General features: G+C 61.9%; 15 protein-coding genes. 8 read left to right on the top strand and 7 right to left on the bottom strand.

Translation table 11 applies throughout. The features are described 5' to 3' along the window. Positions 1-148 precede the first annotated feature (148 nt). The 3 genes from CYJ10_RS15980 to CYJ10_RS15970 form a co-directional block, all read right to left on the bottom strand. The gene (locus CYJ10_RS15980; protein ID WP_101682483.1) at positions 149-1,261 is read right to left on the bottom strand and encodes an LLM class flavin-dependent oxidoreductase; all 1,113 of its coding nucleotides are present in this window, start codon (positions 1,259-1,261) and stop codon (positions 149-151) included. Between the two features lie 24 nt (positions 1,262-1,285). Next, complete coding sequence (locus tag CYJ10_RS15975) at positions 1,286-2,656, bottom strand: LLM class flavin-dependent oxidoreductase (RefSeq protein WP_101682482.1); 1,371 nt, start codon at positions 2,654-2,656, stop codon at positions 1,286-1,288. Between the two features lie 272 nt (positions 2,657-2,928). Then, positions 2,929-3,915, bottom strand: a complete 987-nt coding sequence (locus tag CYJ10_RS15970; RefSeq protein WP_101682481.1) for a zinc-dependent alcohol dehydrogenase family protein — start codon at positions 3,913-3,915, stop codon at positions 2,929-2,931. Between the two features lie 123 nt (positions 3,916-4,038). Here CYJ10_RS15970 and CYJ10_RS15965 point away from each other — a divergent pair, with 123 nt between their 5' ends. Then, the gene (locus CYJ10_RS15965; protein WP_101682480.1) at positions 4,039-4,908 is read left to right on the top strand and encodes a LysR family transcriptional regulator; all 870 of its coding nucleotides are present in this window, start codon (positions 4,039-4,041) and stop codon (positions 4,906-4,908) included. A 534-nt stretch (positions 4,909-5,442) separates the two neighbouring features. Continuing rightward, on the top strand, positions 5,443-5,799 hold the full coding sequence (locus tag CYJ10_RS15960; protein ID WP_101682479.1) for a hypothetical protein: 357 nt from the start codon (positions 5,443-5,445) through the stop codon (positions 5,797-5,799). Positions 5,800-6,269: 470 nt separating this feature from the next. On the opposite strand, the gene CYJ10_RS15950 is transcribed toward CYJ10_RS15960, so the two are convergent. After that, positions 6,270-7,838, bottom strand: a complete 1,569-nt coding sequence (locus CYJ10_RS15950; protein ID WP_101682478.1) for an MFS transporter — start codon at positions 7,836-7,838, stop codon at positions 6,270-6,272. A 90-nt stretch (positions 7,839-7,928) separates the two neighbouring features. Then, positions 7,929-9,098: a polysaccharide pyruvyl transferase family protein gene (locus tag CYJ10_RS15945; protein ID WP_257993362.1), complete on the bottom strand. Its 1,170-nt coding sequence runs from the start codon at positions 9,096-9,098 to the stop codon at positions 7,929-7,931. 336 nt (positions 9,099-9,434) lie between these two features. Between CYJ10_RS15945 and CYJ10_RS15940 the strand changes: the two genes are divergently transcribed. From CYJ10_RS15940 to CYJ10_RS15910, 6 genes are all read left to right on the top strand, one after another. Beyond that, on the top strand, positions 9,435-10,298 hold the full coding sequence (locus tag CYJ10_RS15940; RefSeq protein ID WP_101682476.1) for an alpha/beta fold hydrolase: 864 nt from the start codon (positions 9,435-9,437) through the stop codon (positions 10,296-10,298). Between the two features lie 507 nt (positions 10,299-10,805). Continuing rightward, complete coding sequence (locus CYJ10_RS15935) at positions 10,806-12,053, top strand: MFS transporter (protein WP_101682475.1); 1,248 nt, start codon at positions 10,806-10,808, stop codon at positions 12,051-12,053. Positions 12,054-12,792: 739 nt separating this feature from the next. Beyond that, positions 12,793-13,746 (top strand): Bug family tripartite tricarboxylate transporter substrate binding protein, encoded by a 954-nt coding sequence (locus CYJ10_RS15925; RefSeq protein WP_101682473.1) that lies wholly within the window; start codon positions 12,793-12,795, stop codon positions 13,744-13,746. Next, positions 13,746-14,897, top strand: a complete 1,152-nt coding sequence (locus CYJ10_RS15920; RefSeq protein ID WP_101682472.1) for a CaiB/BaiF CoA transferase family protein — start codon at positions 13,746-13,748, stop codon at positions 14,895-14,897. The genes CYJ10_RS15925 and CYJ10_RS15920 overlap by 1 nt, the downstream gene beginning before the upstream one ends. A 2-nt stretch (positions 14,898-14,899) precedes the next feature. Then, positions 14,900-15,673 carry an enoyl-CoA hydratase gene (locus CYJ10_RS15915; RefSeq protein ID WP_101682699.1) on the top strand — a complete coding sequence of 258 codons (774 nt, stop codon included), beginning with the start codon at positions 14,900-14,902 and terminating at the stop codon, positions 15,671-15,673. Between the two features lie 55 nt (positions 15,674-15,728). Beyond that, positions 15,729-16,616, top strand: a complete 888-nt coding sequence (locus CYJ10_RS15910; protein ID WP_101682698.1) for a LysR family transcriptional regulator — start codon at positions 15,729-15,731, stop codon at positions 16,614-16,616. Positions 16,617-16,769: 153 nt separating this feature from the next. Here CYJ10_RS15910 and CYJ10_RS15905 read toward each other — a convergent pair whose 3' ends face one another. After that, entirely contained in the window at positions 16,770-17,750 is a 981-nt protein-coding gene (locus CYJ10_RS15905; RefSeq protein ID WP_101682471.1) for a Bug family tripartite tricarboxylate transporter substrate binding protein, read from the bottom strand. Between the two features lie 413 nt (positions 17,751-18,163). Further along, on the bottom strand, positions 18,164-20,037 hold a 1,874-nt coding region (gene fusA, locus CYJ10_RS15900; protein WP_101682470.1), incomplete at its 5' end, for an elongation factor G.

Here is a 20,037-nt window from a genome sequence, read left to right as displayed (position 1 = left end):
GACGGTCCGGATGGGCGCAAGAAGAAATGGATGCACGAGGCAGACCGGTCATCGTAGGGCGATACACGTGGGGCCGGAACTGCCGATTCGTCATGTCGTTAGCCGCTCAGGTGATAAGCGGGGCGGATTGCGAAGCTGGCGTCTTGCCTCAGGCGGCGTGGCCCTGCTGCTGCACGTCGATCTGGCGCGCACCTTCGCGCAGCAATGGAATCAGCTCGCGCCCGAACTCGACGGCATCCGAACGTGGATCAAAGCCGCGGAACAGGAAGCCACTGATGCCGGCGCGGTAGTACTCCAGCAAGGATTCGGCCACCTGTGGCGCGGTGCCGACGATGGCGGTCGTATTGCCAGGGGCGTTGGTCGCCTTTGCCACGCCCATGAACAGCCGTTGATCCAGCACGTCGCCTTGGGCCACCTGACGAAGCAGACGACGCGAGCCTTCGTTCTCTGCGCTGGCGGGCGGCGTGTGGCCGCCGAAGACGCGCGAGGCGGGACTCCAGAGACCTACTTCCCGGGTTTTGTGTTCGATCTCGCGCGCACGTTGCCATGCCTCGTCCTCTGTCGCGCCGAGAATCACACGAATGGAGATGCTGAACGTTGGACGGCGACCTAACGGGCGCGCTGCGGCCCGCACGCTGTCGGTCAATTCCCGCGCACCATCGAGCGATTCGCCCCACAGCGCGAAGATGTCGGCGCGTCGGGCCGCAACGTCGATGGCAGGCGCCGAGGCGCCACCGAACGAAATGGGAATGCCGCCTGCCTGCAGTGGCTTGAGTTCGGAGAATGCGTTCTCGAAGCGGTAGTGCGTGCCGTGGTGACTAAACGGTTCGCGCTTCGTCCAGACGTTGCGGAGGATCTCCAGGTATTCGTCGGTGCGGGCGTAACGGTCATCATGCTCGAGATAGTCGCCGTCGCGCCGTTGCTCGGCATTCCGACCGCCCGTGATGATATGGACGCGCAGTCGTCCACCGGTGTAGTGGTCAAGCGTGGCGAGCTTGCGGGCCGCGAGCGTGGGAGAGATGAATCCCGGTCGATGCGCCAACAGGAACTTCAAGCGCTTCGTGACACCTGCGGCGCGGGCCGTCGTCAGGATGTTGTCGGCCCAGCCGGAGTTGTGCGGCAACAGCACCCCATCGAAATCCGCAGCTTCATGCTCCTCGGCACGCTGCTCGATGTGTGCCGTGTCGAAGGCGGGGCCTTCTGCTGGGATCACTTCCGAGAACAGGCGCGGGTACAGGGTCCCATACAGTTCGATAGGCATTGTTCGTCTCCGGTGTGCGAGGTGTCAGGCAGCGGCAGCCTCGGGCGGCTGTGGTGCGATAGTTGCGGGGTGTGGTGGCCGCTTCAGGCCAAGGTGGTCGCGCAGCGTCGTGCCCGTGTATTCGGTGCGGAACAGGCCCCGTCGACGCAGTTCTGGTAGCACCAAACGGATAAAGTCGTGCAAGCCACCCGGCAGGAACGGTGCCATGATGTTGTAGCCGTCCGCGCCATAGTGCCGGAACCGCTCTTCGAGCTGGTCTGCGATCTGTGTTGCGGTGCCCACCAGTTGCCAATGACCACGCGCGCCGGCAACACGCTGGTAGAGTTGACGGATTGTCAGGTTCTCGCGGCGGGCCAGATCCACCACTAGCCGCTGACGGCTCTTCGTGCCGTTGGTTTCAGGCAGGTCTGGAATCGGGCCGTCCAGCGGATAGGCGGACAAGTCGAAGCCGCCGGTCAGGTTGGACACGAGCGTCAGCCCCACTACGGGATCGATCAGCGCCTGCAACTGCTCGAATTTCTCCTGTGCCTCGGTTTCCGAGGCACCCACTACCGGGAACACGCCAGGCATGATCTTGAGGTCGTCGGCCGTGCGGCCATGGCGCGCGAGCCGCGACTTCAGGTCGGCATAGAACGCGACCGCTTCGTCCAGCGTTTGCTGCGCGGTGAATACAACCTCGCCGCAGCGCGCGGCCAGTTCTTTGCCGGCTTCGGACGACCCCGCCTGCACTACTACCGGGTGCCCCTGCGGCGGCCGCGAGACATTGAGCGGCCCGCGCACCTGAAAATGCTCGCCCTTGTGATGCAGGACGTGCCGCTTGTTGCGCTCGAAGTAGAGGCCCGCTGACTTGTCGCGCACGAAGGCATCGTCTTCCCAGCTGTCCCACAGGCCCGCCACCACATCCACGAACTCGGTGGCGCGCGCGTAACGATCGGCGTGCAGCAAATTGTCGTCGCGGTTGAAGTTGCGCGCTTCGTGGTCGTTGCCAGTGGTGACTACGTTCCAGCCAGCTCGGCCGCTGGACAAGTGGTCGAGCGAAGCGAACTTGCGTGCGATGTGATACGGCTCGTTGAAAGACGTCGACGCCGTGGCCACCAGTCCGATGCGTTCTGTAACGACCGATAACGCCGATAGCAAGGTGATCGGCTCGAATTGCGCTTGGTAGTTGTGTGCCACCCGGCTGAGGAATTCGACATTGTCGCCGCGGGTCCCGACGCCGTCGGCCAGGAAGATCAGGTCAAACTTTGCCGCTTCCGCCGCACGGGCAAGGTCAGTATAGAAGCGCAGGTCCGTGCCGCCGTCGGCCTGTGCTTCGGGATGCCGCCATGCGGCGATGTGATGCCCGGAAGGATAGAGGAAGGCCCCCAGGCTTAATTGACCGGTGCGTTGGGACATGACTGTAGTTGAGGTTCTTCACGAAGGAGTCTCTCAGCGTAACCAATGCCGGGTGTATGACTAAGTACGAATACCGTATGTCGATAGTGCCGCGGGTCTTTGATCGATATGCAATTTATCGGCGGGGCGCGCGGCTCATAGTTGTGCGCGGACGCCGCTACAGCCGATTTACTGGGGGCGGCCCGTCAGCAATTCGCTGGCGATGTCTTTTCTGGATTCGTTCTGGACGTCACGCAGCCCTCATTCAGGCTGCCCCAGTGGCTTGCAGGCCGTTACTCGATCTCTACGATCACTTTGGCGCGTGCGGTGCCTGCGCTGACGATTTCGTATGCCTCCTCTGCCTGCGCCAGTGAAAAGCGGCGCGGATCGACCACCGGACGCAACAGATGGCTCTCCACCAATCGCGTGGCCTCGCGCATCATCTCGCCATGATGCGCGCGCAGATTCCCGGTCAGCAGCGGATACAGTGTGAACACACCGGAGTAGGTGGCTTCGCGGAACGACAGCGGAGCCAGCGCATGCGTCCCCCAGCCGAGCGCGCTGACGACGTGGCCGAAGTGCTTTACCGCGGCAAACGATGCATCCAGCGTGGGGCCGCCGACCGAGTCGACAACTAGATCGAAGCCTTCGCCCTGGGTATGCGCGGCGACATATGCGTCGACGGAGTGCGCGCGGTAGTCAATGGGCGTTCCCCCAAGTTCGCTCACCAGGTCAAGATTCTTTTCACTGGCGGTGGCGAACACCGTGGCGCCCAGCGCGCGTGCCAGTTGCACCGCGATATGGCCCACGCCGCCGGCTCCGCCCTGAACGAGGACGGTCTGGCCGGCCCGCAGGTGGGCGCGATCGACGATACCGGCATAGGCCGTAATGAAAGCCAACGGCAGTGCCGCGGCGTCGCGCATTGACAGGTTCGACGGCTTCAGAGCCAAAAGGTCGACGTCGACTGCGGCGTACTGGGCGAGCGAACCCTGCATGCCGGCCACGCCGCCGGTCATACCGTAGACGTCGTCGCCGGGGCGAAACGCAGTGACGCCTGCGCCGACCGCTTCGACCGTGCCAGCCATATCAATGCCAAGCACAAGTGGCAGCGGATGCCGTGCATGCGCCGCTGCGCCCGCCCGGATCTTGGTATCGAGCGGATTGAGGCCGCTTGCGGCGATGCGGACGAGCACTTGCCCGGGTCCTGGCTCGGGCTTGGGGAGCGTGGAGAGTTCGAGGGGGCCGTTGTAGTGATTCAACACCAGAGCTTGCATGGACATTGTCATCTCCTGATTCCATTTGGTTGTCGACTGACAAACTTGCGTTGCGCTCGTCATTGGAATCATGATGGCGTATGCGAAAACGCATGGAAATCAACAAATGTGAATATTGGGTAATCAAATATGTATGACATCAGACTGGAGTGGAGCGATCTCCGCATCTTCCTCGCGATCGCGAGGGCCGGAACGCTTGGCGGGGCGGCGCGGGTGATTGGTCAGACACAACCGACGATGGGTCGACGGCTTAAAGCTTTAGAGCAGGCCGTGGGACAGCCCCTTTTTCATAGGACCAGTGATGGTTTGGTACTGACCAATGAAGGCAGCGCCGTCCTGGGCTATGCGGAGCGCATGGAGGAGGAAGCCCTCAGTCTTTCCCGGGTGTTGGCGGGGAGGGGCAATTCACTGACAGGTTCGCTGCGCGTGACGTCGTCCGACTGGTTCGGGATGCACGTGTTGACCCCGGTCTTCGCGTCTTTCCTCAAGCAGCATCCCGACGTGTCGCTGGAACTGGTGACGGATTCTCGCCAGTACAGCCTGGCCCGTCGCGAGGCGGAGCTGGCATTTCGCATCACGCCGTTCGAGGAGCCCGACGTCATTCAGCGCAAACTGATGCACATGCCATATGCGTTGTACGGGCATCGAGACCGGGTGGCGCCCCGCGTAGGCGATGGCCAGGGCGCCGCTCTGATCAGTATGGATACGGCTTTCGGCATGCTTCCCGACGTGGCATGGGTCGCCCGAATGCTACCCAAAGCACGCATCGCTTATCGCAGTAACAACCGTGGCGTGCAGGCGCGCATGTGCGCAGAGGGCGGTGGCTTCGCCGTGCTGCCGTGCGCGTTGGGCGATGCGACCCCCGATCTATGCCGCATCGATCTGGGCGAAGCGCCGCCAGGGCGAGATGTCTGGTTTGGCGTTCACCGCGATCTGCGCCGGCTGGCGCGCTTGCGGGCGTTAGTGGACCTGACGGTGGCGCGCCTGGGAGAGCTGTAGGTCATTGGAATACCGCGATTTGACCCGGTGTACGGCAAGCCTCGGCCTACAGGCTGCCTACAGGCCGGGAAGGATAGCGCGGACGCCGTAGGCTCGCAGCGCAAAGCCGGCGCGGGCGTCGTCAGGACCTGCGTGGCTGATCGCTGCCCTTTGTTTCACGTTAGCACCAGATCGCGCCACCGTCGCAAACCGCGAGATGTGCGAAAACTGACGGCGACCGGTCGCAGCATGGATAGGTGACAAGTCCGCCGCCCCCGAAACATCGCTATGGTGAATCCTCTAAGGGTCGAGCGCGCGCGGCCGCGCCCGAGCTATCTCCGATCACGATGCGACATCTTCGGGGTAACGATAGGCTTCCGTGGCCTCAAAAGCGGAGTAGAGTGAGCATCAGATCTGATAAAGACGCGAAGAGCGTGTGATGGATGTGAATAGTTGCAACGGGCCGTATGGAGCAGTCGCCAGTGACTTTGCTCTAGCAGCGTTGCCCGTCATATTTGGACAAACAATCATCGGCCACTTGCGAGGAGTTCAGGCATGAACAGCGGCGCCGCATCATCCAATTTCCTGTGCAAGCTTCCGGGCGCAGGCACCGGGATTGCTTACCATGTTGCCGTCAGCTTTGTCGACGCGGGCCAGCCGTCGGGCGTCAATTTCACCAGCTTCGTCGGTGAGGGCAGGCGGTCATTCGGGGTGTCGACCGAGCCAGCGTCGCTTCAGGGCGCGTTTGCCTCCAACTCCGAGGCGTTGTGCCGTTTGGCGATTGGACAGGCAATCCGCGACCGTCTCTACGAGAAGACCAGCGAAGGCGAAGCCGTACTGGATTTGGAGGCAGTGCCTTGGGACGGTGAACTCCGGCCGGTAGGTGCGGGAGTTCGCACGCGCAGGCCATGACAGTGCCTTCCGACCTGGGCGTATGACTTAAGTGCGAAGCAGTGACTACTAAATGCTGAATTCGGGGCTGCCGTAACGCGCCAGCATCGACTCGATCATTGCCATATCCTGAGTTTGTGGCGTATCGATTTTCGATGGCGCGTGGCGGACCGTGAGGACGCCAGCATCCGCCCGTGCCACGTCAACCTTGAGTGGGGTACACCGAAACGGTGAACGGAGTGATGTTTGGATTCAAATTGATCCTGTTTAGAGGCACTCGAGCTGGTAGCGTCACCTGGCACCGCGCGGTATGTGCGGTGCGCGTTTTGGTGACTGCTCAAGGCCATTGGAAAAAACAGTGTCGCGTCTCGCACGTCGGCGGAGGCGGAAGGCGGATGGGAGCGTGCCTTCGCAAGCCGATCGTGGGAGACGGTATACGTGCGTTGACCGCAATGTGAGGCGGTCTGCCGTCGTCCGGGGCAGGAAGCGGGTCACTTGCGCGGCCGGATGGTGGCTACCGCAAAACCCGCTCCCGCAAATGCACACAGGGCGCAAACTAGCGCGACGGCGCGCAGCGCGTAGTCGATGGCTTCGGCATCGGCCGTGGCAATGGGGGGGCGCGGTGATGTACGGGTGCCGCCCGCCAACGCCCCGGCATGTGCGGTCGGCTCCAGTAACGCGCCTGCCTGGCGGGCACCCAGAGGAACATGGAGTGCGTCGAGCCGTGGCGACACGGCCGCCTGATGCGACCACACGAACACGATGCCGAGCACCGCGATTGCCAACAGGCCCGCCACACGGGCAACAGCGTTGTTAATCCCGGACGCAACGCCCACGTGCTCGCTCGGTACGGACTCCATGACAGTTGCTGTGAGTGGTGCGACGGTGATCGTCATGCCGGCGCCGAGCACGACCAACGCCGGGAAGAATCCGATCCAATAGCTGCCGTGCACGAGCGGAAGTGCGAGCATCGCGAATCCAAATCCCGCAACGCACGGGCCAGCGCTCAACAGGACCCTCGCGCCGAAGCGGTTGGCCAGGCCACCGGTGAAGCGGGAGAACAGGCCGATAATGACCGGAACCGGGAGCATCGCTGCGCCGGCTTCGGTTGCCGTATAGGCATGTGCGCGTATCAGCGTGAACGGCAGGAAGAACAGTGCGCCGCCAAGGCCGAAGTAGAGCAGCAGCGTGACAAGGTTTGCGCCGACAAAATCGCGCGAGCGAAAGATGTCGAGCGGCATCATGGGGTGACGGCTGTCTGCTTCGATTTTCACGAATGCAGCCAGCACGAGCACGCCAGCGCCAAGTGTGCTCAGTACGGTCCAATCTGTGAAGCCGCGTGCTGACGCTTCGGTCAGGCCATAGGCCAGGGAGGCGAGCCCCGCTGTCGCCGTGAATGCGCCGGACCAGTCCAGTGTGCGTGGCGCATCGAGTTTGTGGCTGTTCGGCACGGACGACATCGCCAGCGCGATCGTTGCCGCCGCAAGTGGGGCGTTCAAGAAAAATATCGCACGCCACGACAAGGTATCGACGAGCCAGCCGCCCACCACCGGGCCCACCGCCGACGTGATCGCCCCGACAGCCGACCATGTGCCGATTGCCCGTCCGCGCGCCTCGCCTTCGTATATGGCACCGATGATCGCTAGACTACTCGGTACGAAAAGCGCCGCGCCAATACCCTGCCAGATGCGCGCAGCGATCAGCGAACTCGCATTCGGCGCGAGCCCACAGGCGACCGACGCCAGTGTGAAGACCCCGATGCCAGCAATGAAGACCGTGCGACGACCGAGCTTGTCGCCCATCGAACCGCCGACCAGTACCAAAGATCCGAGGAATAGCAGATAGGCGTTCACGATCCACTGCATATCGGCGATGCTCGCGCCGAGTTCGCTTTGTACCGTGGGCAGCGCGACGTTGACCACGGAGCCGTCGATGAACGCCATGCTCGAGCCAAGGATAGTCGCGGCGAGTGCTAGGCGCTTGCGCCGGCAAGGCCGGTCAACCGCAGTAGGCTGCGTGCGGATGACCAGCTCGTCGCATGGGCTTGCCTGCGCAGCCATGAGGTGGGCAGCCTTTGCGGGTGCAAGGCGACTATCGGGTAGGTCCGGGTTAGTCAAGTTCACTCCCGTAGGCTGTTTTCTATCTAAGGGCTACCTGAAAAAGCTCGGCCGACAGGCGTTGACTAGCCCCTTGGCCAGCTTCGCACGTTCGACGGGATCGGTTGCCATGGCCTGGCGCATCCTGTCGGCCAATGCCTCGATCGGGACGGCCGCAGGCAGGCCGCCAGGGCTCCAGGTCGACCAGAAGGCGGCTTGCTTCGAGGTCTGCGGCAACTGCCCTGGCCGCAGTAGTCCAAGGCACGGCAGGGCGTAGGCGGCCGCGACGATGCTGCCATGCAGACTGCTCCCGATAAAACCACGGCTGCGCGCGATGACTGCGCAGATATCCCATAGGTTAAGTGAGGTAAACAGTGCGATCGATGCGCCGTTCCCCAACGCGACAAGCCGCCGGTAGCTGGACAGATCGTCATGCCACGGTGCCGCGCCTGCGCGGAAGAGCACTAAGCCGAGACCTGTGGACTGGGTGATGCGCTGGATCTGCGAGGCCAACTGCATGAGCGTCTGGTCGTCGCCGAATTCCGCAGCGAACTGCATCGCGAGATAGCCACCCGGAAATGCGGACAACAAGCCAGCCAGCTTGCCGCGACGGCATCGCCCCTCAATATGCGCGCCGAACAATTCGGCCACCATTACGGCCGGGTCGGGTGTGAGATCGCTGGCGATGCCACAAGCGGACAATATTGCGTGAGTTTGTTGATCCCGGACACTGATGTGCGTGGCCGATTTGAGCTTCGCGACAACTTCGCCGCGCATCGCCGGCTCAATGCGGTCGAGATCGAAGCCGCCCACGGCCTGGTAGGCGACGTGCCGGGCATTGGCAAACAGTTGCGCCGGGAGCAGATAGGGTGCTCGATCGGTGAGCCCCAGCAATGCCTGTGCCCAGGCCGTCCGCTCTTGCAGTTGTGCGTCAAGCTGGGCGACGACGGATCGCGCCGGCTCTGTCGGCAATAGCATTACGGCCGCCTCCCAGGCACTGCAGGTCAGGATTTCACCGCCGACGTGGAGGATGTCGACAGCGCTGTCGCCCATGGCCGCGTTGAGGCGCGTGATGGCCTCGACCCGATGGCCGCCGTCGCCCCGCAGGTCGCGTTGCACCAGACCGGCATACCTCAGCTGACGGGATGCGAGCCTGTGCGCCATGACGTGTGGCAGCAGGAGGTCGCCAAAATTGTGGCGATCAAAGGCCCCGAACAGGATCATGGGGCATTCGCTATGCATGACGATGTCTTGAGCGATCGGTATGCCTATTTATAGGTGACGCCACGCTTCCGTTCCGGGGCAAGGCGATCGGCGCCGCGACCCTACCAAACGGGCGTAGCCACTACGCGGACAACATCCCAATCCGTTTGAAATCCCTGATTGAAGGTGATCTATAAAGCACTGCAACGAGGTGAAACAAGTGCTCGGCTGGCCGTCATCTCTGCGCGCCTCCGCATCGCCCATGCGGACCTATCAGGATGGCTGATGGATTTCATCAATATTATTCGGTTTTCTTTTTGACCGTCGTCAAGCACAGTCTCGGCAAAGGAATCACACATGAATGCACGAGCGCCCCTCACTACGCTGGCTTTAGCCGCTGCCTGGCCACAACCGTCTTTTATCGGCACAGGCTCGGGCACCTCCGTGCCCTATGTAGAAGCGGGGAGCGGCGAGCCGATGGTATTCGTACACGGGTCGCTGTGCGACTACCGCTATTGGGAGCCGCAGCTCGCTACGCTGTCGGAGCGCTTCCACTGCTTCGCTCCCAGCCTGGGCCACTATTGGCCGGAAATCGATGCATTCGGTCGCGGCGGCTTCAGTTGGCAGGCCCATGTTGTCGAAGTCGCGGAATTCATCGAGGCGTTGGGCCGGGGGGCAGTGCATCTGGTTGGCCACTCGCGTGGTGGCTGTATTGCATTTCATCTGGCACGCGACTATCCCCATCTGGTGAGGACGCTCACGCTCGCCGATCCAGGCGGCCCGTTGCAGGCAACGCCGCATGCATCGGTCGGCAGCCTGTCACCTTCCGTTCATGCACTGCGAGCGAAAGCGTCAGAGCTGATCGAGCAAGGCGAATTTGATGGCGGATTGACGCTGTTTGTCGACTCGGTAACCATGCCCGGTTTCTGGAACAAGAGTTCGCAGAGCTTCCGTGGGATGGCCCTCGATAATGCGCTCACCCTTCCGAAGCAGCTGCGCGACCCGTTGCCTGCCTACACCCGCGAAGGCGCCGGTGATATTCAGTGTCGAACGCTGCTGATCGATGGGCAGAAAAGCCCGCGCATGTTTCGTAACACGGTCGAGTCCCTGCAGGAATGGATCGGGGGCGCGGCGCGGCAGACGATTGCCGGCGCCTCTCACGGCATGAATATCGCCAACCCAGGTGCGTTCAATCGGGCCGTTGCCGCATTCGCGAGCTAGCAGCGCTTGTGCTCAGCACCGGCGGCCAGGGTCGGGATGGCCCTGTTCCGACTCGCGGTTGATTTAGATCGGTGTCGGTTCTGAGTGCGTCGTGCGTCCTGAAGCCCGCGTCCGATTAGATGCGGGCCTCGAACTCTCACTCTGATAAGTTTGCGATGGGGACGTTTTCGTGGATGTCGTCAGGATCTGCGTCAGCGTTTCATGTATCGCCGCGCTCAGGTAGACGTTCCCAACGACTACCTCGTGGATGGCGTTCAACATATGCTCGGTGGCCCAGGGTGATCGGGCGGCTGGGTTGCCTCTCAATCGCGCCTAGTCTGGTGCCAAGCGCAAAAGCTCCCGTCGACAAGTGGGAGGACTCAACAAAACCACGCTGATTCTGACGCGCTCCGTGACCATGAGCCGCACGCCAGCTATGGCGCGAAGGCAGGCAGTTGCCGACATCGGGTATTCTCCGCGGTGCATTTTGTTTTGCTTTGTGAGGAAGTTGTGTCGCGCAGCGGTTGGATGGTGGCGATTGGGCCACTTTTAGGGTTGTTCATTGTTAGCTTGGGAAGCGGCTTCATGTCTTCCCTCACTTCTCTTCGGCTCGATGCCGCCAGTGTTTCCGCAACGATGATCGGCGCCATTTCGTCGGCGTATTTCGTTGGGCTGACCCTAGGCGCGGTGACCAGCGACCGCCTGATTTCGCGGATCGGCCACATTCGCTCGTACAGCAGCTTCGCCTCCCTTGTCGCGATTACGTATCTGCTCCAGGGTTTGATTGTCGATCCCTGGGTTTGGCTCGTTCTGCGCCTCGTGAACGGCTGGGCCATGGTGGGTATCTACCTCGTCGTGGAGAGTTGGCTGCTGCTTGTCGGGGATACGAAGTCCAGGGGGCGGTTGTTGGCGATCTATATGATTGCCCTCTACGGCTCGATCATGCTCGCGCAAATGAGTCTGGGCGCCATTGGATCCGCGGCGGAGAGCGTGCCGTTCATGGTGGCCGGCGTACTGGGATCGATGGCTGTGCTGCCCATGGCCGTTCTACCGAAGACTGGGCCAGAAGTGGCGCATGCCGAACCGCTCATGCCTCAAAATCTCGTCCGCTTGACCCCCGCAGGCGCAATCGGCAGCTTTGGATCCGGCGTGGGCATCGCGGCGGTCTACACGTTATTGCCGATTTACCTGCAACGAGAGGGCATGAGCGTTGCCCAGGTTGGCCAATTGATGGCCAGTGCCATTTGCGGCGCCATGGCGCTGCAATACCCGGTAGGTCGGTGGTCCGACAGACAGGACAGGCAGACTGTACTGCTTGCGCTGAGTGTGGGCTGCGCAGTGGTTTCTCTGGCCGTCCTGATCCTGCCGAGTTATCCGCCTCTGCTCATAGTGCTGATGTTCCTCATTGGGGGCGGCATTTTTGCGATCTATCCAGTGGCGGTGAGTCACTCGGCCGATCGTGCAGAGGCGAGCGAACTCGTACGCGTCATTCAGGGCATGCTCCTGATCAACTCGGTAGGTTCGGCCATTAGTCCCCTGATTATCTCGCCGCTCATGAATCGGTTAGGTGCGAGCGGGCTATTTTGGGCGTTTCTCGTCCTTCACGCGGGTCTGGCCTCCTTCTTCCTATGGCGACGCAATCGCCATCCTTCACCGACATCGGCGGCACCATTCGCGGCAACGGCGCAGATGACCCCCATTGGGGCGGAGATCCGTGTTACGGAGGAGTTGGCGCAAGCCATCTCGGAGGTAGCAGCGGAGGAGGCTGTCTCGTGATCCTTCCGTGGGAGCTAACCGGGCAGGAACCTTACGAGCCGGACGAACTCTCAGGCAACGTTACCTTTACTCCAGCCACCCGCACCGCCTGGATTGCGGCGGGCGCGAATGGTACCTCCTGTCCTTGATTAGCAAATATATGACCGAGTTAATGCTAGCAACCTTGGCTGCAGCTGAGGAAGTCCGAGCCTTCCACCGCCAAATGCTGAGCAACGTCACCGGGCGGTGCCTGTTGACTAAGCGGTTTCCGATATGAACAGTAAGCAGCGCCGCAAAGCATACCGAAATAGTCCCTATCAGATCGAGACGACATGGACGTTTCGGGGGGCACTGGTGACCATTACCCGCATTGCAAGTCCCACCGCCGTCATTGTCGAATTCGAAGGGGCCGGGGCGCGTACCCACGTCCCTACGCGAGCGCTGGAGCCACGCGGGGCTAGCAGGGGCATGGTCCAGCCGCTGGTGTAAGGACTCAGCCTGCCGCATGGGCGCCTGCCCGGACAGCCATGAGACAACACTGGTTGGCCAGCGCCAACAGTCAGGGCATGCCTGGAAGTCAGACGCTCGTCGTTTGCGCGCAATTGGTACTGGCACTACATAGGCGTTGATGCTGCGCGTACGCTCCCCTTGCTGCGCCTGCGGCCAATTTATTCCAATGCACGATAAATCTATGAATACAATTCGCTTGTTGTGATGAGTTGGCGGGCTGAAGATTGGGGTATCAGACAAGGAGACGCCCATGAAAGCCCTGATTGCCGCCCTGGTGACTGCGACGGTCATCGCCCCGAGTGCCTTTGCACAAGGCGATGTATACCCGAGCCGTCCTATCAAGCTTGTTGTTCCGTTTACCGCAGGGAGCGCGTCGGACACTGCCGCCCGGATCGTTGCCGAGGAGGTGCGGGCATCGCTGGGGACTATCGTTGTAGACAACCGTCCCGGCGCGAACGGCATCATCGGCTCCAGCTATGTGGCGAAGTCACCTGCTGATGGGTACACGCTGTTGCTGACTAGCAGCTCGACGCATTCCGGCATCGAGGCACTATTCAAGCGTCCCGGATACGATCCGATCAAGGATTTTGTCCATATTTCCCGCATTGCCACCATTCCCATGGTGCTAGTGACGCGCCCCGATGCTCCATATAAGTCGACCGGAGAGATGGCGGCATATGCACAGAAGAACCACTTGCGCTACGGTTACGGCAGCGGGTCTGCACAGATTGCAGCCGCTACGTATTCCCAGATGGCAAGCGTGCCGGCCGACGCCATTCCGTACAAGAGCCAGCCGCCGGCTGTGACGGACCTGCTCGGTAGCCAGATCGACTTCATGGTGGCGGATACCTCGGTGGTCATGAGTTTCCTCCATGGCGGCAAGCTTAATGGCTTGGCCATTACCAGCCCCAAGCGGCTGCCGGAACTGCCGAACGTGCCGACGATGGCCGAAGCGGGTTACAAGAACTTTGATCTGGTCGTCTGGGTCGGCCTGGCCGCCCCGGCCGGTACGCCTGCGGCAATTGTCGATCGCTGGAACAAGGCCGTGAACGAGGCGGTCGTGCGCCCGGCGGTGGTGGAAAAGCTCGCCAAACTGGGTATGGTGGCGGCACCGGCCAGCACACGGGATTTCGCATCGTTCACCGTGGCACAGCGCGGTATCTGGACCTCCCGTGCTGCCAGGGCGGGCGTGGAGCAGCAGTGATGGACTCGCTAGCACAACCCATCGGACCGTTGGCTGGTGTCCGGGTGCTGGACCTGACTTCCGTGATCATGGGACCAGTTTGCACGCAGATCCTGGCCGATTACGGCGCCACGGTCGTGAAGGTCGAACCGCCGGAGGGCGACGTCATGCGCCACGCCGGTGCCAAGCGCGTTGCCGGGATGGGCGCAATGTTCCTGCATGCGAATCAGGGCAAGGAGTCTGTCGTACTTGACCTCAAGGAGGAGGCCAGCATCGCCAGGCTCCGGGAAATGCTGCCGACATTCGACGTGCTGGTCCACAACGTGCGACCGCAAGCCATGCGTCGCCTTGAACTTGACGACGAATCGGTTCGGCGGCTGAATCCCGGCCTCGTGTATGTGGAACTCACCGGCTATGCCGATGGCGGGCCGATGCACGGCCGTGCAGCCTACGACGATGTGATCCAGGCGCAGACCGGTCTGGCGGACCTGTTTGCCCGCCAGACCGGTGGTGCACCACAGTATGTGCCGACGTTGATCGCCGATCGCGTAACGGGCCTCACGGCTGCCCATGCCACCATCGCTGCGCTGTTTGGCCGCCAGCATACGGGGCGGGGCGACACCATTCGCGTGTCGATGTTCGAGACGATCGCGGCGTTCGTGCTGGGCGACCATCTGGGTGGCGCATCGTTCGAGCCGGCTGCCGGCCCCATGGGCTATAGCCGATTACTCACGCCGCATCGCAAGCCGTATCGCACGCGCGACGGCTATATCGCGGCTGTGGTCTACAACGACAAGCACTGGCGTGCCTTTTTCGAGGCGATCGGGGATCTCGCGACCTTCGAGTCGGATGCGAGGTTTCAGACCGCCGCCGCCCGCGCCGAAAACTACGACGGGATCTACGGGTACCTCTCCGACGTCATGGCGACACGTACCACGGACGAATGGATCGCGCTGCTGGAGCGTGCCGATGTTCCTCACGCGTGCGTCAACCGCATGGAAGATCTGATCGATGACGCCCAGCTCCGGGCCGTCGGCTTCTTTGATGAGCGGGATTGCGGGGATGCGGGCCAGCGCCGGATCGCCGCGCGATTCCGTTCGCCTGCCGCCGCACATGACTTGCCGTCGCCAGCGCCGAAGCTGGGCGAACCCACACAAGGACAAAAACTATGACCATGGAAGATCTGAAACACTTGGCCCTCGAGGTGTCGGAGCAGGGTGTGGCGACTCTGCAGATTGCCAATGGGACCAGTCTCAATATTCTGGACTCGGACACCATCATTGAACTCACCCTCACGCTGCGGCGCCTGGCGAGGCGTCCGAACGTGCGCGTGCTCGTACTGCGCGGCACGGGTGACAAGGCCTTCATCGGCGGCGCCAACATCAAGGAACTGGCCCGACTCGACCCCGAGACGGCCGTAGCGTTCATTACCCGCCTGCACGATCTCTGCGAGGCTGTGCGTGACTTCCCGGTGCCCACCATCGCGCGCCTTTCTGGCTGGTGCATGGGTGGCGGGATGGAATTCGCTGCCGCTTGTGACATCCGCATCGCGGATGAGCATGCGAACTTTGCGATGCCCGAAGTCCGGATCGGTATTCCCTCTGTCATCCACGCAAACATCCTGCCGCGGCTCATTGGCGAAGGCAATACGCGCTGGATGCTGCTGACAGGTGCTTCCATCAACGCCGAGCGGTCACTTCAGTGGGGCTTCGTGCATGAGGTGGTGACCAACAGCAGCCTGGATGACGCTGTGGCGCACACGGTCTCGGAGATTCTGGAGTGCGGTCCTCAGGCCGTGCGCGCCCAGAAAGCCTTGTTGCGTGCGTGGGAGGATCCAACCATCGAGCGCGGACTGAAGCACAGTATCGCAGTGTTCGGTGAATGCTACGCGGGAACGGAGCCGGATACGTATATGACCCGGTTCCTTGAGCGGAAAAGAACGCGGTGATGGACTGGTGGAGCCGTCCTGTATGATCGACTGCTCCGCTATACCTGTTTCGCCCATGAACTTCACGCTCCGGGAGTTTCGCGTTTTCCGCGTCGTCTATGAGCTTCGCAGCTTCAGCGCCGCATCGCAGGCCATTCATACGACGCAGTCCGCGGTGAGCAAGGTTTGCCAGGAGATGGAGTCGAAGGTCGGGCAGCGACTGTTCGAACGCACGACCCGGAAAGTCATCCCGACGCTGCTTGCCGACCAGCTTTATGCCCATGTCTGCGAGGTGCTGGGTACGATGGACGCGGCCGAGCGCAGTCTGCGCAGTCTGCTGAATATGGAGGCCGGCGAGGTCAGCGTTGCCTCCTCGCCGATGCTTTGCGTAGGGATTCTGCGCAAGGCGGTGGCTGCGTTCCATGTGGCGCATCCCGCCATTCGCATCGCCCTGCATGAACTGTCCACCGACGAAACCATCGACTATGTCGTTAACGGGAAAGCCGATTTTGGGCTGACCTCGATCGAAGGTCCACATCCCAAGCTCGCACTAGAGCCGCTCTACAACGAAAGAATGTTTGTCGTCTGCGCAGCTGACCACCCACTGGCTCGCAGGAGAACAGTGAGCTGGGAGCAACTGGCTACGCACCCACAGATTTCCTTGCATCCAACGTTCAGCACCCGCAGAACGATCGACCGGGTCTTCGCTGGCCGGCATTTGACTTATACCAGTGCGATGGAGGTGGGCACCGTGTTGTCAGCCATCGGCTTTGCGAAGGCCGGCGTTGGTGTGGCGGTGTTGCCGGGGTATGTCACTGAGCTTGTGCGTGAACTTGGCGTCGTTGCCAAGGCATTGCCACCTGAGGGCGTGGAACATCCCATTGCGATTATCACCCGGTACAACGCGATGTTGTCGGCTCCCGCCGTGACTTTACTGGATAGTGTGCGGCGGTCCGTGCCCTGAAACCGGGCTCCTTCGCAAAATCGGACGCCGACGACTCAATCACTCTTTCCAAAAGCAAGAAGTCTACCCTCGCGGTTCCTGGCGATGGGGCGCTCCGAAGCACGAATCCGGGGGCGAGTATGCAAGTCGCCCTCCGGATCCGACAAGACGCTCTTACTCGAGCTTGGCGCCCGAGCGCTCCACGATGGGTTTCCAAGCCTTGTATTCTGATGTCACGAGATCGGAAAACTGCCGGGATGTCATGAGCTTGGGCTCGGCACCTTGCTCGTGGATAGCGCGGATGACGTCGGGCTTGGCGAGAACCTTGTTGACCTCAGTCCCAATGCGTTCCACGACATCTGCAGGCGTCTTGGCCGGCGCGAAGATGCCGTACCACGTACTGACATCCACGTTCTTGTAGCCGCTTTCCGCGACAGTCGGCACGTTGGGGAGCGACGTGCTACGGGTGGCCGATGTCACTGCCAGCGCGCGAAGCTTACCAGCCTTGATCTGGGCCAGCGCGGAAGGCACGGAGGCCACCATCAGGTCGACGTTGCCTGACATGGCGTCCAACATGGCAGCGTTGGACCCCTTGTATGGAACATGCAGCAACTTGATGCCGGCCGCCTGGCTGAAGATCTCGGCAGCCAGATGGATGGTCGTCCCGTTGCCGGGCGATCCATACTTGATGGATTCCGGATGCGCCTTCGCGGCAGCTACCACGTCGGCCAAGGTCTTGAAGCGCGAGTTGGCTGACGTGACGATGGCGATCGGCGTGTAGGCAACGTGGCTGATTGCAACGAGGTCGCGACCCGGCACATAGGACACCGACTTGTAGAGCCAGGGTGCGACCACCAGGTTGTCTTTCTGGCCCATGACGAGTTCGTAGCCGGTCGGTGCGGTACGGACGATTTCCGCGATGCCGAGCGTGCCGCCAGCCCCCGGCTTGTTGTCGGGGACAAAGGTCCATTTTGTGTCTTGCGACACCTGGTTGGCCACCAGGCGGGCGAGGATATCAGTGCCGCCGCCCGGCGGGAACGGAATCACCAGGCGGATGGGTTTGGTGGGCCATTGGGCGTGAGCGGATTGGGCGTGTACGGGCGTGGTGGTGAGACCACAGGCCACCAGCATGGTAGCCAGCATTGCCTTCAGCATTGCAGGGATCCTTGTGAAGCGAATCCTGAGCCGAACGTTCGCCGTCTTTTGGCGCGGGCTGGTGGAGGGTAGGTGATGATGCCGCTGCTCACGCGTTCATTTCGCGCCGCGGGTGGCACAGGCGCGCAGATTTGAGACATCACTTCAGACAACAGGAATTCGGGTAATAGGTGCGGCCAGAATTATACCGGCGAAGCGGCTCTGACCGCCAAAAAGAGCAGCCGGGGGAGCGCGGCCGGGCGGGGAAGGGCCTGCGGCCGCGGTGCGCTATCGCTGCCCGTCGGTCCGACGTTCTTGCCGGGTGCGGCCGGTGCGCCGACGAGTCAACATGCCAATCCCTTTCTGCCAAGCGAGTGAGAACGTCCCAGGCGCGCCTCAGCGTGTCTCGTATATTTGACCAGAAACGTATCCCATCAGGGTGTGTTGTCCTCCCGCGGCTTATGCTGGGCGGCCATCTGTTCCTGCTGCGTGAGCGGCACGGGCTCGTAGTGGCTGAATTGCATCGCGTAGTGACCGTGGCCGCCTGTAATACTGTTCACACGCGATTGGTATTCGTTGAGCTCGGATAGCGGCACCTGTCCCACAACGGTGACGTTGTTGCCAGCGGCGCTCCGCGTGCCTCGGACCTGTCCGCGTTTGGTCGACAGGTCACTGATGATGTCGCCCATTGCCGCTTCCGGCGTCGTCACTTCGATATCCACGATCGGTTCGAGTACGCTGGGCCTTGCCTTGAGCACAGCATCGACGAAGGCCTTGCGCCCCGCCACAGCGAAGGCCACTTCCTTCGAATCGACGGAATGGCTCTTGCCATCGAACACGGTGACGCGTACATCCTGCATGGGAAAGCCCGCCAGTGGGCCGCTGTCGAGCACTTGGCGGATCCCCTTTTCGACGGCGGGAATGAATTGGCCCGGAATCGCGCCGCCCTTGACCACGTCGACGAATTCGAAGCCCTTGCCACGGGCCAGTGGCTCGACGCGGAGGAACACCTCGCCGAACTGACCGGCGCCCCCGGTTTGCTTTTTGTGGCGGTGATGGCCCTCAGCCTTGCCGTCGATGGTTTCGCGATAGGCGATCTTCGGTGGCCGGGTCACGACCTCGAGCTTGTAATGATCGGTCAGGCGCTCCAGCGCACAGCGCAGTTGGAACTCGCCCAAGCCAAGCATGACGGTTTCATTAGTGCCGGCTGGATGCTCGATGCGCAGGCATGGGTCGCTCGCCGTGAGCTTGTGCAGCAATTCCGACAGGCGCTGCTCGTTGCCCCGCCGCGCAGGCTCAATCGCCAAGCCATAGATCGGCGTGGGAAAATCAAGCGGGAGCAGATGGATGTTGCCGTCCTCAGAGGCATCATGCAGCACGGCATCGAAAGCGATCTCTTCGACCTTCGCCACGGCGCAGATATCGCCCGGTCCCGCCTGCGATACTTCGACACGCTCCTTGCCCTGCAGCATCAACAGATGTGCCACCTTGAACGGCTGCCGCCCCTCACCGATATAGAGTTGACTGTCGCGCGTGACCGTGCCCTGATGGATACGAAATACGGCCATTTTGCCAAGGTACGGGTCGATCGTAATCTTGAAGACATGCGCAAGTACATGTTTGTCGGGCACCGGCTCGGCGCGAACGGTTACCTTGCGCTCACCCGCTTCACGGTAAAACAGCGGCGGATTACCCTCAGTCGGGTTCGGCAGCAGGCGCACAAACACCTCGAGCAATTCGGCGATGCCGGTGCCATTGGCTGCTGAGGTGAAGCAGATCGGCACGAGGTGTCCGTCGCGGAGTGCTCGTTCGAACGGCGCGTGCAACTGTTCCGGCTCGATTTGCTGGCCTTGTTCGAGATACAACTCCATCAGTTCGGGATCCATCTCGACGACCTGGTCGACGAGCGCCTCATGGGCCGATGCCACTGACAAGAAATCGGCGTCGCCCGCCGGGTTGAAGAAGCAATCGACGACCTGGGTGGCTCGCGCAGCCGGAAGATTAATGGGCAGGCATTCTTTGCCGAATGCTTCCTGAATGTCGGTCAGCAGCGCGGGCAGATCCACCTTTTCCTTATCAATGCCGTTGACAATGATCATCCGGCACAGGTTGCGCGCCTGCGCCCACGCCATCATGCGACGCGTCGTCATATCGATACCCGTCTGCGCGTTGATGACGATGGCGGCGGTCTCGACCGCCGCCATGCCGCTCATCGACAGGCCGCAGAAGTCGGGATATCCCGGCGTGTCGAGCAGGTAGATGCGGGCGTCGCGATAATGGAGGTGGGCGATCGCGCTGGTAAGCGAAT

The sequence above is a fragment of the Cupriavidus pauculus genome (assembly GCF_002858765.1).
GTDB lineage: Bacteria > Pseudomonadota > Gammaproteobacteria > Burkholderiales > Burkholderiaceae > Cupriavidus > Cupriavidus pauculus_B.
Note: the sequence above shows the minus strand (reverse complement) of the source record. Positions and strands in the feature narration are given on the sequence as shown.